The organism is Mycobacterium sp. IDUB_21, from assembly GCF_055419425.1.
This window is the reverse complement of record NZ_JBVAXQ010000005.1, coordinates 161,702-174,018: the sequence shown is the minus strand read 5'-3', so window position 1 is coordinate 174,018 and position 12,317 is coordinate 161,702. Positions and strand designations below refer to the sequence as shown.

The 12,317-nt window shown below is 67.1% G+C and carries 12 protein-coding genes and 2 pseudogenes; 5 read left to right on the top strand and 9 right to left on the bottom strand.

Annotated features, from left to right (window positions below; all coding sequences use genetic code 11):
- Positions 1 to 242: 242 nt before the first annotated feature.
- Positions 243 to 404 (top strand): annotated as a pseudogene (locus tag ACZYY4_RS09940) (YnfA family protein); the annotation flags it as partial.
- On the opposite strand, the gene ACZYY4_RS09935 reads toward ACZYY4_RS09940, so the two are convergent.
- The 4 genes from ACZYY4_RS09935 to ACZYY4_RS09920 form a co-directional block, all read right to left on the bottom strand.
- A complete protein-coding gene (locus ACZYY4_RS09935) occupies positions 401 to 664 on the bottom strand; it encodes a hypothetical protein (protein ID WP_007172605.1) in 264 nt (87 codons plus the stop codon). The pseudogene ACZYY4_RS09940 and the gene ACZYY4_RS09935 overlap by 4 nt on opposite strands.
- 143 nt (positions 665 to 807) lie before the next feature.
- Positions 808 to 1,146 carry a transposase gene (locus tag ACZYY4_RS09930; RefSeq protein ID WP_033718757.1) on the bottom strand — a complete coding sequence of 113 codons (339 nt, stop codon included), beginning with the start codon at positions 1,144 to 1,146 and terminating at the stop codon, positions 808 to 810.
- 11 nt (positions 1,147 to 1,157) lie between these two features.
- Positions 1,158 to 3,527 (bottom strand): copper-translocating P-type ATPase, encoded by a 2,370-nt coding sequence (locus ACZYY4_RS09925; protein ID WP_089150873.1) that lies wholly within the window; start codon positions 3,525 to 3,527, stop codon positions 1,158 to 1,160.
- A gap of 55 nt (positions 3,528 to 3,582) precedes the next feature.
- Positions 3,583 to 3,879 carry a DUF1490 family protein gene (locus ACZYY4_RS09920; protein ID WP_033718771.1) on the bottom strand — a complete coding sequence of 99 codons (297 nt, stop codon included), beginning with the start codon at positions 3,877 to 3,879 and terminating at the stop codon, positions 3,583 to 3,585.
- Positions 3,880 to 4,000: 121 nt separating this feature from the next.
- Here ACZYY4_RS09920 and ACZYY4_RS09915 point away from each other — a divergent pair, with 121 nt between their 5' ends.
- From ACZYY4_RS09915 to ACZYY4_RS09905, 3 genes are all read left to right on the top strand, one after another.
- The gene (locus ACZYY4_RS09915) at positions 4,001 to 4,432 is read left to right on the top strand and encodes a heavy metal-responsive transcriptional regulator (RefSeq protein WP_007170246.1); all 432 of its coding nucleotides are present in this window, start codon (positions 4,001 to 4,003) and stop codon (positions 4,430 to 4,432) included.
- 3 nt (positions 4,433 to 4,435) lie between these two features.
- Positions 4,436 to 5,206 carry a DUF2182 domain-containing protein gene (locus ACZYY4_RS09910; RefSeq protein ID WP_007170247.1) on the top strand — a complete coding sequence of 257 codons (771 nt, stop codon included), beginning with the start codon at positions 4,436 to 4,438 and terminating at the stop codon, positions 5,204 to 5,206.
- Between the two features lie 440 nt (positions 5,207 to 5,646).
- A complete protein-coding gene (locus tag ACZYY4_RS09905; RefSeq protein ID WP_007170248.1) occupies positions 5,647 to 5,979 on the top strand; it encodes a YnfA family protein in 333 nt (110 codons plus the stop codon).
- A 242-nt stretch (positions 5,980 to 6,221) separates the two neighbouring features.
- Here ACZYY4_RS09905 and arsB read toward each other — a convergent pair.
- Together arsB and arsM are read right to left on the bottom strand one after the other, a co-directional pair.
- Positions 6,222 to 7,729, bottom strand: a pseudogene (gene arsB, locus ACZYY4_RS09900) (ACR3 family arsenite efflux transporter).
- 101 nt (positions 7,730 to 7,830) lie between these two features.
- A complete protein-coding gene (arsM, locus tag ACZYY4_RS09895) occupies positions 7,831 to 8,631 on the bottom strand; it encodes an arsenite methyltransferase (RefSeq protein ID WP_007170251.1) in 801 nt (266 codons plus the stop codon).
- Positions 8,632 to 8,719: 88 nt separating this feature from the next.
- Here arsM and ACZYY4_RS09890 point away from each other — a divergent pair, with 88 nt between their 5' ends.
- Positions 8,720 to 9,106 carry an ArsR/SmtB family transcription factor gene (locus ACZYY4_RS09890; RefSeq protein WP_007170252.1) on the top strand — a complete coding sequence of 129 codons (387 nt, stop codon included), beginning with the start codon at positions 8,720 to 8,722 and terminating at the stop codon, positions 9,104 to 9,106.
- A 53-nt stretch (positions 9,107 to 9,159) separates the two neighbouring features.
- Here ACZYY4_RS09890 and ACZYY4_RS09885 read toward each other — a convergent pair whose 3' ends face one another.
- The 3 genes from ACZYY4_RS09885 to cmtR all read right to left on the bottom strand — a co-directional run bounded on the left by ACZYY4_RS09885 (position 9,160) and on the right by cmtR (position 12,247).
- Positions 9,160 to 11,448, bottom strand: a complete 2,289-nt coding sequence (locus ACZYY4_RS09885; protein WP_033718775.1) for a heavy metal translocating P-type ATPase — start codon at positions 11,446 to 11,448, stop codon at positions 9,160 to 9,162.
- Positions 11,449 to 11,512: 64 nt separating this feature from the next.
- Positions 11,513 to 11,809 (bottom strand): DUF1490 family protein, encoded by a 297-nt coding sequence (locus tag ACZYY4_RS09880; protein WP_033718759.1) that lies wholly within the window; start codon positions 11,807 to 11,809, stop codon positions 11,513 to 11,515.
- A gap of 81 nt (positions 11,810 to 11,890) precedes the next feature.
- The gene (gene cmtR, locus ACZYY4_RS09875; protein ID WP_007170255.1) at positions 11,891 to 12,247 is read right to left on the bottom strand and encodes a Cd(II)/Pb(II)-sensing metalloregulatory transcriptional regulator CmtR; all 357 of its coding nucleotides are present in this window, start codon (positions 12,245 to 12,247) and stop codon (positions 11,891 to 11,893) included.
- Positions 12,248 to 12,317 lie beyond the last annotated feature (70 nt).

Sequence of the window (12,317 nt, the reverse complement as noted above, 5' to 3'; positions counted from 1 at the left end):
ACCTTGCGTGACTGTGTGATGTGCAAGCCGTATGGGCACCGCGGCGGCCTGCCGCGCGATCAAGGATCCGGCGTCTATCCTTGGCCGCCTGGATGCGCCCGCGGCCATTCGCGCCCGCTCGACTCGGGCGGAGCTGTCCGTTGTCGTTCTATCTGAGGCAGGTGCGGGCGTCTGACCTGCGGTGCCTCAGATCAAATGGCGATCCTGTTGCGGGTGGTTTGTCATCTGATCTGAGGTAAATAGGCCGGATCCTGGCCGCCTACGGGGAGGCGTGTTCGTCGGCGGCTCGCTGGCGTGGGGTATGGCCCTCGAGGGGTTCCGACCCGGCCGCTGGGACGTGCTTGGCGCCCCTGGTTTTCCTGGCCGGCGTTGCCGTGAACATGTACGCTCCTCGCGGCCACTAGCTTTCGGCCGCAATCGCCCGTCGCAGCGCGGTCAGTATGACGTCACGGCTGGGCAGATCCAACCGACAGACGTCACCCGTCGGCGGCCGATCGGGACGCATCACATCGGTGCCGTCAATCAGTATCGACGGTGACGGAAAGGGTCCGACCCGCTCAACGATCGCCGTGTTGATCCCGACCACGGCCAAACAGTCGACCAGCATTTCATGGGCCGTTGCCGCGTTCGGACAGCCCGGGCTGCTCAGAATCTCAATCCGCATCCCACGGTCTCCCAACACCCATCATTAGCATCTCAGGTGGGTCAATTTTCGCGACCCGGTGACAGTTGCAGCCGGAGTTCGACGCGCCCGGTAGCTCGGCGATTTCGGGTACGCCGTGGCAGGCGCACTCCCTTGCGGCGAGTTCAAGCCGCGGCTCGCCGCTGCTGCGGTCGCAAAGTGTGCCGAGACGCGTCTATGCCGGCCATTTCTTGCGCCTGCTCGGCTGCGGTCTGCCCTAGCCGGACCAAATCCGCTCGCTCCTGGACCGAAAGCGGCTGTTCGCCAGCGACATCTGGCCGCTGGCCGTCACCGCTGCGGGCCTGGGACATCAGCCACCGCTCATCGCGCACCCATGTATGCAGCAGGCTCGTGTCCACGTTTAGCTGGCGGGCTACCTCAGCGACTCGCCGCTGCCCGTCGATCACCATGTGCGCGGCCGTGACTCGATACTGCGGGGTGAATGAGCGCCGATGTTGTGGCATACCTACTGGCTTCACGAATCCCACGTCGCGCTATCTGGGATGTCCACCATGTGGGCGGTCTGGGGCGATCCTTGTCGGGTGTGGCGGCCGAAGCGGCGTAGCCGCAGCGAGTTGGTGACCACGCTGACCGAGGAGAGCCCCATCGCCGCTCCCGCGATGATCGGGTTGAGCAGACCGAGTGCGGCTAGGGGGATCGCGGCGGTGTTGTAGCCGAAGGCCCAGCCAAGGTTCTGGTGGATCGTGCGCAGCGTCTGCCGCGAGAGCGCGATCGCCTCCACAACACCGTCGAGCCGGCCGGACATCAGCGTGATGTCGGAGGCCTCGATGGCCACGTCGGTGCCGGTGCCGATCGCAATGCCCAGATCGGCCTGCACCAGCGCGGGGGCGTCGTTGACGCCGTCGCCCACCATCGCGACCACCCGCCCCTGGTCTTGTAGCCGCTCGATCTCGGTGACCTTGTCCTGCGGCAGCACCTCAGCCAGGACGTGATCGATGCCGACCTGTGTGGCGATCGCGGCGGCGGTGCGCGCGTTGTCGCCGGTGATCATGGCGACCTGCAAGCCCATGGCGTGCAGTTGAGCGACCACGTCGGCGGCGTCGTCCTTGACCGTGTCAGCGACGGCGAGCACGCCCACAACGTGGTCGTCGCGGCCGACGAACACCGCGGTGCGGCCCTGCTCTTCGAGTTCGGCGGCCGCCGCCGCAAGGTGCTCAGGCAGCAGCAGCTCGTGGTCGTCGACAAGTGTGCGACGTCCGACCAGCACGGTGCGGCCGTCGATCTGGGCCTGCACCCCGTGGCCGGCGAGGCTGGCGAACGCCGTGGCGGCCGGAATCTGCAACCCCAGCTCGCGCGCGGCCGCGACGATCGCCGCGCCGATGGGGTGCTCGGAGCCCGACTCGACCGCGGCGGCGATCTGCAGCACCAGATTGGGCTGGCGCCGCTTGCCGGCAATCACATCGGTGACCCGCATCTGGGCGCGGGTCAGCGTGCCGGTTTTGTCGAACACCACGGTGTCGATCTTCTTCGACGCTTCCATCACCTCGCCGCCTTTGACCAGGATCCCCAGCTCCGCGCCGCGGCCGGTGCCGACCGTGATCGCCGTGGGAGTGGCCAGGCCCAGCGCACACGGGCACGCGATGATCAGCACCGCCACCGCGGCGGTCATACCGGCGACCGGGTTGGCGGCGATCAGCGTCCACCCGGCAAACGTCACCGCGGCAACCCCGACGACGGCCGGGACGAACACCGCCGAGACCCGGTCAGCCAGTCGCTGTACCGGCGCCTTGCCGCCCTGTGCCTGCTCGACCAGGCGCACAATCTGCGCCAGCGCGGTATCGGCGCCGACGGCGGTGGCGCGCACGGTCAGCAGCCCGTCGATGTTGACCGTCGCACCGGCAACACGGTCGCCCACCGATTTTTCGACCGGGACGGACTCGCCGGTCAGCATTGACTCATCGACGACGGCGCGCCCGTCGGTGATCTCGCCGTCGACCGGGATCTTCTCCCCAGGCCGTACCCGTACCAGGTCTCCGACTTGTACCTGATCAACCGGCACGAGAATTTCTTGCCCGCCGACGAGCAGGCAGGCTTCCTTGGCGCCCATCTCCAAAAGCTTGCCGATCGCCTCCGACGCCTTGCTCGTGGATCTGGCCTCGAAATAGCGACCCAGCACCACGAACGCAATGATCAGCGCCGCCGTCTCGAAGAACAGTGCGCCACCGGCGAACAACTCATACGTGGAGTAGCCGAATGCGGTCAATGTGCCCAGTGTGATCAGCGTGTCCATGTTGGCGCTTCCCGCCCGCGCCTGCTGCACCGCGCCGCGCAGGAACGGCCACCCGGCGACGAATTGCACCGGTACCGTCGCCGCGAACGCCAACCACCCCGCCCACGGATAGGCGCCGAACACCATCGTCGACACCGACGCCAGCAGCGCCAACGGCATGGCCAGCCACAACCGCCGCAACCAGTTCCGCTGCTCACGCCTGTTCAGTTCACCCGAGGACGCCGTGCCGCACGCACCGCCCTGTCCCTGCCCGCAGCCGCCACTACCCTCGGTGTCGCGCGGCGCGTCGCTATCGGGCCGGGCGCCCAGTAATCGGCGGAGTCCACCGATGGCCTTGCGCACCACCCCGGGGGTGCGCGCATCGCCGGAATGCGGGGCACGGGTGGGCACCAACTCTGCAGGGATGTGCTCGGCTACGCCGATCGCCGACAGCACCGCCGCGGTGTCGCAGCGCTGCGGCGAATACTGGATCACCACCGATGCCGTGCGCGGATAGGCCGTCACCGCCTGCACACCGGGCACCGTGGCCAGAGTCTCCTCGATCGCGACGGCCCGGACCGCATCGACATGAAATCCGGTGATGCGCAGCCGCATCCGCCCGGACGCGTCCGATACGACCGTCGCCGTGGCGTCGGCGGCCGGCAGGACCTCAGTCGTCATGGCCGTCGCCCGGGCTCGTCACGATCGCCGGTTCGGTGTCCTCTCCGGCGCGCTCTCGTGCCTCGGCAACCACGTCGGCGACCGTCAATCGGATCTGTTCCGTGTTCGTTTCGGCCGTGCGCTGCGCTTCGCGGGCGGCCCGGATGCCCCACGCGGTCACAGCAACGGTTGCCGTGCGCAACGGAACCTTCGCCACGGCCGTGCGCACTGCCTCATACGCCGCAACCCCCACCACCCCGGTTACCACCGTGGGCGCCGCCTTCATCAAGAACCCATGCCACGCCATACCAAGCACTCCCTTCCCGTCGTTGCACCGCCAAACGGTGACCAGTCGGCCACGGTCGCTGCGGAGCGACACGAACCCATCCTTGACCTTCCAGTACAGTGGAAGGTCAAGGATGGGTTCCATGCAGATCGGCGAACTAGCGAAACTCAGCAATACCAGCGCGAAAACCATTCGCTTCTACGAGAACGCGGGGCTGCTCCCGCCACCGGCACGCACGGCGTCGGGGTACCGCGACTACGGGCCCGAGGTCGTGGATCGGCTGCGGTTCATCCATCGGGGCCAAGCCGCCGGGCTGACCTTGCAGAAGGTGCGCCAAATCCTGGCGATCCACGACCGCGGTGAGGTGCCGTGCGGGCACGTGCAACAGGTCCTGCACACCCGTCTGGACCAAGTCCGCGCGCAGATCGCCGAACTGGTCGCCCTCGAAGGCCACCTGCAGACCCTTCTCGACCACGCGGCGCACGCCGCGCCCACCGAACATGACCAGTCCACGGTGTGCTGGATTCTGGAAAGCGACCTGGATGCCGACGCCACCGTCGGTCCCGGCCACTAGACCATGAACAGCACCGAAATGCGTGAGTGGTCATGGACTGATGCGTGGTTGCCGGCCGCCCTGCTGGGTGTGGCGGGGGTGGGCTGGTGGTGGTCAGTGGTCAGCATGACCGGCGACGCCATGTCTATGGACACCGAGCCAGGAATGCCCATGGAGACCGCGCCAATGATGTCGTTCGCCGGTTTCCTCATCGCGTGGGTGGCCATGATGGCCGCGATGATGCTTCCTGCGGTCCTGCCCGTCGTTCGCGCCTACGCCCGCGCCGCCACCGGCAGCGCCGCTCCAGCGATCGTCTTCGTCGCCGGATACCTGGCCCTGTGGAGCGCCACCGGGATCCCCGCCTTCTGGGCGTGGAGCCACCTCAACGGGCCACTGGCACACGGATCACCGTGGGTCGGCCGCCTGGCCGGCGCCATAGCGCTGGCCGCCGGGATCTATCAGCTCACGCCGCTGAAAGCAGCGTGCCTGCGGCACTGCTACTGGCCATTGTCGGTTTCCCCGCCGTGCGGCAAGTACCACGACAGCCCGGCCCGGGCGCTTCGTGCCGGTGGGCGCTACGGCGTCTTTTGTCTGGGCAGCTGCTGGATGCTGTTCGTAGTCATGATCGCCTTCGGCACCATGCAATTGGCGTGGATGCTGGCGCTCTCGGTGGTGATCTGGCTGGAGCGAGTCGCCTCCTTCGGCGATTGGCTCACGCGCGTCACGGGGGCGGTGCTCGTAATCCTTGGCGTTGTGCTGCTGGTGCACCCCGCGTTGGTCATCAACCTTGTCTAGCGAGGAGTTAAGTCATGACGACGACGACACAACCACGCACCCGCCCCTGCGCTTTAGCGGCGACATTTTGATCTGGCTGTCCGCTGTCGTTTGATCTGAGGCGCTGCTGGCCGTTTGACCTGCGGCGCCTCAGATCCGTGCGCTTGAGCACAGTATTGCGGGGTTGATCGAGGATGCCGGTGCTGCCTGCGTGAGCGGGTCCAGTGCCGAGTGCCCAGTTCTCGAAGAACTGACTGAACCGGCAGTGCGGCATTCGATTTGAACGCCAACGCATTGCCGTGTTCACGTCGGTTCCCGTGGGTTGGCTCTCTGAGTATGGTGTGCGGGGCAGGTGTCTGTCACGGGTACGCGCACGGGTCGACGATCGGGTTGTGGGGCTGCCGCGTCCGGAAGCCGGGGACGCCCCGATGCCCCGGCACGGTCTCCTAAGATCAGCAATCATGGTGGCGCGTTCAATCCTGTTATTCGTCCTGGCTGCGGTCGCCGAAATCGGCGGTGCCTGGCTTGTCTGGCAAGGCGTCCGCGAGCAACGTGGTTGGCTCTGGGCGGGACTCGGCGTCATCGCGCTAGGAATGTACGGGTTCGTCGCCACCCTGCAGCCCGATGCCCATTTCGGCCGGATCTTGGCCGCCTACGGCGGCGTATTCGTCGCCGGCTCGCTGGCGTGGGGCATGGCCCTCGACGGGTTCCGACCCGACCGTTGGGATGTGATCGGCGCCCTGGCCTGCCTGGTAGGCGTTGCCGTGATCATGTACGCCCCTCGCGGCCACTAGCTCAGCATCACGTGGCGGCCGGGCAGGCCCAAACCGACCCATCGGGGGCGGATCGGGACGCATCACCTCGGCCCCGCCGATCAGTATCGACGGTGACGGAGACGGGCCGGCACGCTCAGCGATCGCCGTATCGATCCCGGGTACGGCCAGACAGTCGACCAGCATTTCATGGGCCGTTGCCGCGTTGGATAACCCGGGGGGATCTCAGTGGCGCAACAGGTTTCGGTGACTGTGGGTTTGGGTTATGTAGTGGTGCCAGGTAGCAGTTCGGCGATCAGGGTCTGGACGCGGTTGGCGATGTCGTCGCGGATGGAGCGGACGACCTCAAGGGCTTGGCCGGCGGGGTCGGGCAGTTTCCAGTCCCGGTAGGTGACTCCCGGGAAGTATGGGCAGGTGTCTCCGCAGCCCATGGTGATCACGACGTCGCTGGCTTGCACCGTGTCGGCGGTGAGCACCGCGGGGCTGTTGGCTGTGATGTCGATGCCCAGTTCGGCCATCGCGGCAACGGCCGCCGGGTTGACTTGGTCGGCGGGTTCGGTGCCCGCGGAACGGACCTCGATGCGGCCACCGGACTGGTGGATCAGCAGTGCGGCCGCCATCTGGGAGCGACCGGCGTTGTGCACGCAGACGAACAGGACGCTGGGTTTGTCGGCCATCAGCGGGCACTGCGTGATTGGGACTCGGGTCCGAAGAGGCGGGTACGCAGCGCCAGGGACACGTAGACGAGTCCGACCAGCACCGGTACTTCGATGAGCGGGCCCACGACCCCGGCCAGGGCCTGCCCGGAGGTGGCGCCGTAGGTGGCGATCGCGACGGCAATCGCGAGTTCGAAGTTATTGCCGGCAGCGGTGAACGCCAACGTGGTGGTGCGCTCGTACCCGACGTTGAGGAGGGCGCCGAGCAGGTAGCCGCCGGCCCACATGATCGCGAAGTAGGCCAGCAGCGGCACCGCGATGCGGGCGACATCGAAAGGCCGGGAGGTGATCTGATCACCTTGAAGGGCAAACAGGATGACGATGGTGAACAGCAGTCCATAGAGTGCCCAGGGGCCGATGCGGGGCAGGAATTGCGACTCGTACCAGGTGCGGCCTTTGGCGCGTTCGCCTAGGCGGCGGGACAGGTACCCGGCCAACAGTGGGACGCCGAGGAAGATCAACACCGATTTGGCGATCTGCCACGGGGAGACCTCGATCCCGGTCTGGGACAGGCCCAGCCAGCCCGGCAGCACCGACAGGTAAAACCAGCCCAGCGCGGCGAACATGAGAACCTGAAAGATCGAGTTCAACGCGACCAGCACTGCGGCGGCCTCGCGGTCCCCGCAGGCCAGGTCGTTCCAGATGATGACCATGGCGATGCAGCGGGCCAGCCCGACGATGATCAACCCGGTGCGGTATTCGGGCAGATCGGGAAGTAGCAGCCACGCCAGGGCAAACATCACCGCCGGCCCGATCAGCCAGTTCAACACCAGCGAGGACGCCAGCAGTTTGCGGTCGGCGGTGACCTCGCCGAGCTGGTCGTAGCGGACTTTGGCCAGCACCGGATACATCATCACCAACAGCCCAAGGGCGATGGGCAGCGAGACTCCGTCGACCTCAATGGCACTTAGGCCCGCGCCCAGGCCGGGCACCAGCCGCCCCAGCAGCAGGCCGGCGGCCATCGCTACCCCGATCCATACCGGCAAGAGCCGGTCCAGGGTGGACAGCTTGGCGGCCACTGCGGGTGCAGCAGTCGATATGGCGGTGTCACTCATGAGGTTTCTCTCCCGTGGCGCGAGCGGCGTACCGCTTCACTGGCAGCTGTCAACGTGAGGTGGGTCGGGGCGCGGTGGCGCGGTCGTTCGCTGCGGCTGTCTCAATCAGACGATGCGGCGGGTTTGGTGGCGTGGATGATCGCGCCGTGCATCCCTTCGGCCACCTGGTGGGTGAACGTGACCGTGGCATCGGTGAACCCGGCCGCGGCCAGTCCGTCGAGGTACTCCTGGCGGGACAGCGCTCCGGCGATGCAGCCGACGTAGGAGCCGCGTTCGGCGCGCTCGGCCGAACTGAGGTGGTCTTCGGCGACGACGTCGGAGATCCCGATCCGCCCGCCGGGGACCAGCACCCGGAACATCTCGGCGATCACGGCCGGTTTGTCGGCGGACAGGTTGATCACGCAGTTGGAGATCACCACATCGACGGCGGCATCGGGCAGCGGGATGTCTTCGATGGTGCCCTTGCGGAACTCGACGTTGGTGACACCGGCCTTGGCTCGGAATTCTTCGGCGTTCCGCCTCGCCAAGGCCAGCATCTCGTCGGTCATGTCGACGCCGTAAGCAAACCCGTCCGGGCCGACCCGGCGCGCCGACAACAAAACGTCGATCCCGCCGCCAGAACCCAGGTCAAGCACCCGCTCTCCGGGGTGCAAGTCAGCGACCGCGGTCGGGTTACCGCAACCCAGGCTGGCCGCAACCGCTTCAGCGGGAATCTCGGAGTGCTCGTCGTCGCCGTAGAGACCGGCGCCGAAGATGGTCCCGATATCGGCTGAGTCGCTGGACCCGCAGCAGCTCGCGGCGGTCAGCACATCGCTGTTGGTAGCGCCCCCGCTGATCGCGGTGGCGGCGGCGCCGTAGCTGGCCCGGACCTGATCACGCAGCTCATTGTGTTCGGCGGTCATCGCACCTACTCTTTCCATCGACAGACATCTATGTGAGCAGTGTGCGGGAAACATCGATGACTGTCAATGCGTGTGTCATACTGGGGCCATGCCCGCCGCGATCGCCTCCCCGACCGAACGCGATGACTCGTTGCTGGTCGCTGACGTTGCGGCGTGCTGCAGCCCGATCACCGACGGCGTACTCGACGCGGCCGCCGCCGAGCGGCTGGCCGGCGTGCTCAAGGCGCTGGCCGAACCGACCCGGCTACGGCTTGTGTCAATGATCGCGGGCCATGAGGGCGCCGAGGCGTGTGTATGCGACCTGACCGCTACTGTGGGGCTATCCCAGCCGACGGTGTCGCATCACCTCAAGATCCTGGTCGAGGCCGGCCTGCTCGACCGAACCCAGCGCGGCAAGTGGGCGTACTACCGGCTGGTGCCCGCGGCCCTGGATGCGCTCGGCGGGGTGTTTGTTGTCCGTTGTCGTTGTGGCTGAGGCAGCGCTTGAGGGCCTGACCTGCGATGCCTCGGATTCAGTGACGGCCGCCGCTACCTTGAGTTGTCCTGCCGCCGGGTGTCTCGTGCTGGCCCCGCAAGAGGCGTTATGCGTCCGGCGCGTACGCCGTTGGCGATGACGACGACTTCGGCAAGCTCGTGCACCAGTACGACCGTGGCCAGGCCGAGGGTTCCGAACATCGCCAGCGGCATGAGCACGGTGATGATGCCCAGGGAGAGTCCGACGTTTTGCACCATGATCTGCCGGGAGCGTCGAGCATGTGCTAGTGCGTGGGGCAGGTGCCGCAGGTCTTGGCCCATCAGGGCGACGTCGGCGGTTTCGATCGCGACATCGGTTCCCATGGCGCCCATCGCGATTCCCAGGTCGGCGGCGGCCAGGGCCGGAGCATCGTTGACGCCGTCGCCGACCATCGCGGTGGGCCGGTGAGCGCCCAGTTCTGCGATCAGGTGAGCCTTGTCCTCGGGGCGCAGTTCGGCATAGACGTGCTCGATGCCGGCTTGGGCGGCGAGCGCCGCCGCGGTGGCGTGATTGTCGCCGGTGAGCATCGTCACCTGGTAGCCGCCGGCACGTAGCGCGGTGATGACCTCGGGAGCTTCTGGGCGTAGTTCGTCGCGCACGGCGATGGCACCGAGCAGCCGGTCATCGCGTTCTACGAGCACCGCTGTGGCCCCGGCTTGTTGCATGTGCGCTACGTGATCGGCGAGGTCGGCGGGGTCGATCCAGCCGGGCCGGCCCAGCCGGATGGCTTGCCCGTCGAGGTGGCCGGTCAGCCCAGCTCCGGCAACGGCGTGCACGTCACTCGCGGCGGCCACCGGCGCTTGGGTAGCGGCCAGGACGGCCGCGGCCAGCGGGTGTTCACTGCGGGTTTCCAGCGCGGCCGCGACCGCCAGCACCTCTTCGCGGGTGGCGTCGTTGGTGGTGGCGATGTCGATGACGGTGGGCCGGTTGGCGGTCAAAGTTCCGGTTTTGTCCAGCGCGATCCCACTGATGGTGCCCAGGGCTTCCAGCGCGGCACCGCCCTTGATCAGTACCCCGATCTTCGAGGCGGCACCGACTGCCGCCACGACGGTCACCGGCACGGCGATGGCGAGCGCGCACGGGGACGCGGCGACGAGCACCACCAGAGCGCGTTCGATCCACACCAGCGGGTTACCGAAGATGCTGCCCGTCCCGGCGATCAGCGCCCCGGCGATCATGATGCCCGGCACCAACGGCTGCGCGATCCGATCGGCCAGGCGCTGGCTGGCGCCCTTGCGGGCCTGTTCGGCTTCCACGATCTGCACGATTCGCGCCAACGAGTTGTCCTCAACGGTCGCGGTGACCTCCACCTGCAGCACTCCGGACCCGTTGATCGACCCGGCGAACACCTCATCACCGGGTCCGGCCTCTACCGGCACCGATTCGCCGGTAATCGCCGAGACGTCCAGGGCGGTGCGCCCGGCAACAATGATGCCGTCGGTGGCCAGGCGTTCCCCGGGTTTGACAATCATCTGATCACCGACGCGCAGTTCGGCTGCGGCCACCACGGTTTCGACACCTGCGCGCAAGACCGTGGCCTGATCCGGCACCAGCGCCAGCAGAGCACGCAGGCCGCGGCGGGTACGGGCCACCGCGTATTCCTCCAAACCCTCGCTGATGGAGAACAAAAACGCCAGCATCGCGGCCTCGCCGACCTGACCGAGTCCAACAGCGCCGAGCGCGGCGATCGTCATCAACGTGCCGACACCGACACGGCCCTCGGTCAGTCGCCTAACGGTTGAGGGCACGAACGTCGAAGCGCCCACCGCGAGCGCCACGACTTTCAATCCCAACGCCACCGGCCCGAATGGAGTCAGCCACGCCGTCACCAGTGAGGCTGTCAGCACCACCCCGGAGAACGCGGCCCGCCGCAGCTTGACAACGCCCCACAGCCGCTCCGACTCAGGGTGGCTGTCGTCGTGGTCGCAGCAGCCATCGCTTCGTTGCACTGGTCGTTGTGAAACCCTGTCAGCTTGCTCGCCGGATAGCGTCCGCTCGCTCCAGTCGAGGATTCTCTGCACCACACCGGGGTTGCCTCCCTCGACCGAGTGCGGCGCCCGGGCGGGCACCGACTCGGCAGGGATGTGCTCGGCGGCGGCGATCGCCGACAAAATGGCAGCGGTGTCGCAGCGCTCGGGTGAATACCAGACCACCACGGAAGCCGTGCGCGGATACGCGCGGACCGCATCCACACCAGCCACCGTGGCGACCGAGTCCTCGATCGCGACAGCCCGCACCGCGTCGAACCGAAACCAGTTAGCACGCACCCGTATTCGTCGCGCACCCGCAGACACGACAACCAGCGCGGCCCCGTGATCGGAGGAAACCTCAGCAGTAGGCACAATCGACCTTTCCCCGTGAAAACGGCTAACCCATCACTTGGCAGCAGTCGTCATCGTCAGCCTTGGCGGCGGGCGGCCGAGGGGCATCGTCGCCGATGCGTCCGCGGGCTTCGGCGACCACGTCGGCGACTTTCAGCCGGGCCGACTCCGCTGCTACCTCTGCGCTCCGAGTTCCGCGCAGTCCCCACTCCGTCACGGTCACCGCTGCCCGGTGAACCGGCGCCGTGCCCACCGCCTTGCGCAGCACCTCGTAGGCGCTCACCCCGACCAGCCCGGTGAACACTGTCCCGGCTGCTTTGGCCACGAACCCATGTATAGCCACTGCTTATCCCTTCTGTTCTGCCAACTCACTACGATTGAGCGACCGCGATCTTCAAGGTCACCGGATCGCTGCCACTGATGGTCATCGACCAACGGTGGCCTCGGCTGCGCCCGATGCGGCGTCCTCGCCGACACAGGGCTGGTCGGTATCCACCGCCAAAACAACCTGGACCAGCTCGCCCAGAGCACGGGCGAGGTGAGGGTCGGCCAGCGCGTAGCGAACCTGCCGGCCCTCATAGGTCGCGATGACCAGCCCGCAGCCCCGCAAACACGACAAATGATTGGACACATTCGACCGTGTCAACCCCAGCTGCGCAGCCAACTGGCCCGGGTAGCACACCCCATCGAGCAGTGCCACCAGAATCCGACACCGCGTCGGATCCGCCAGCGCTCGGCCCAGCCGAGCCAGCGCCGATTCCCGCGTCTCACACGTCAGCATGCACCAAACAGTACAGCCGATACTGATATGTCAGCAAGGGCTGAATTGTGCCATGGCTCCACACGCCGCC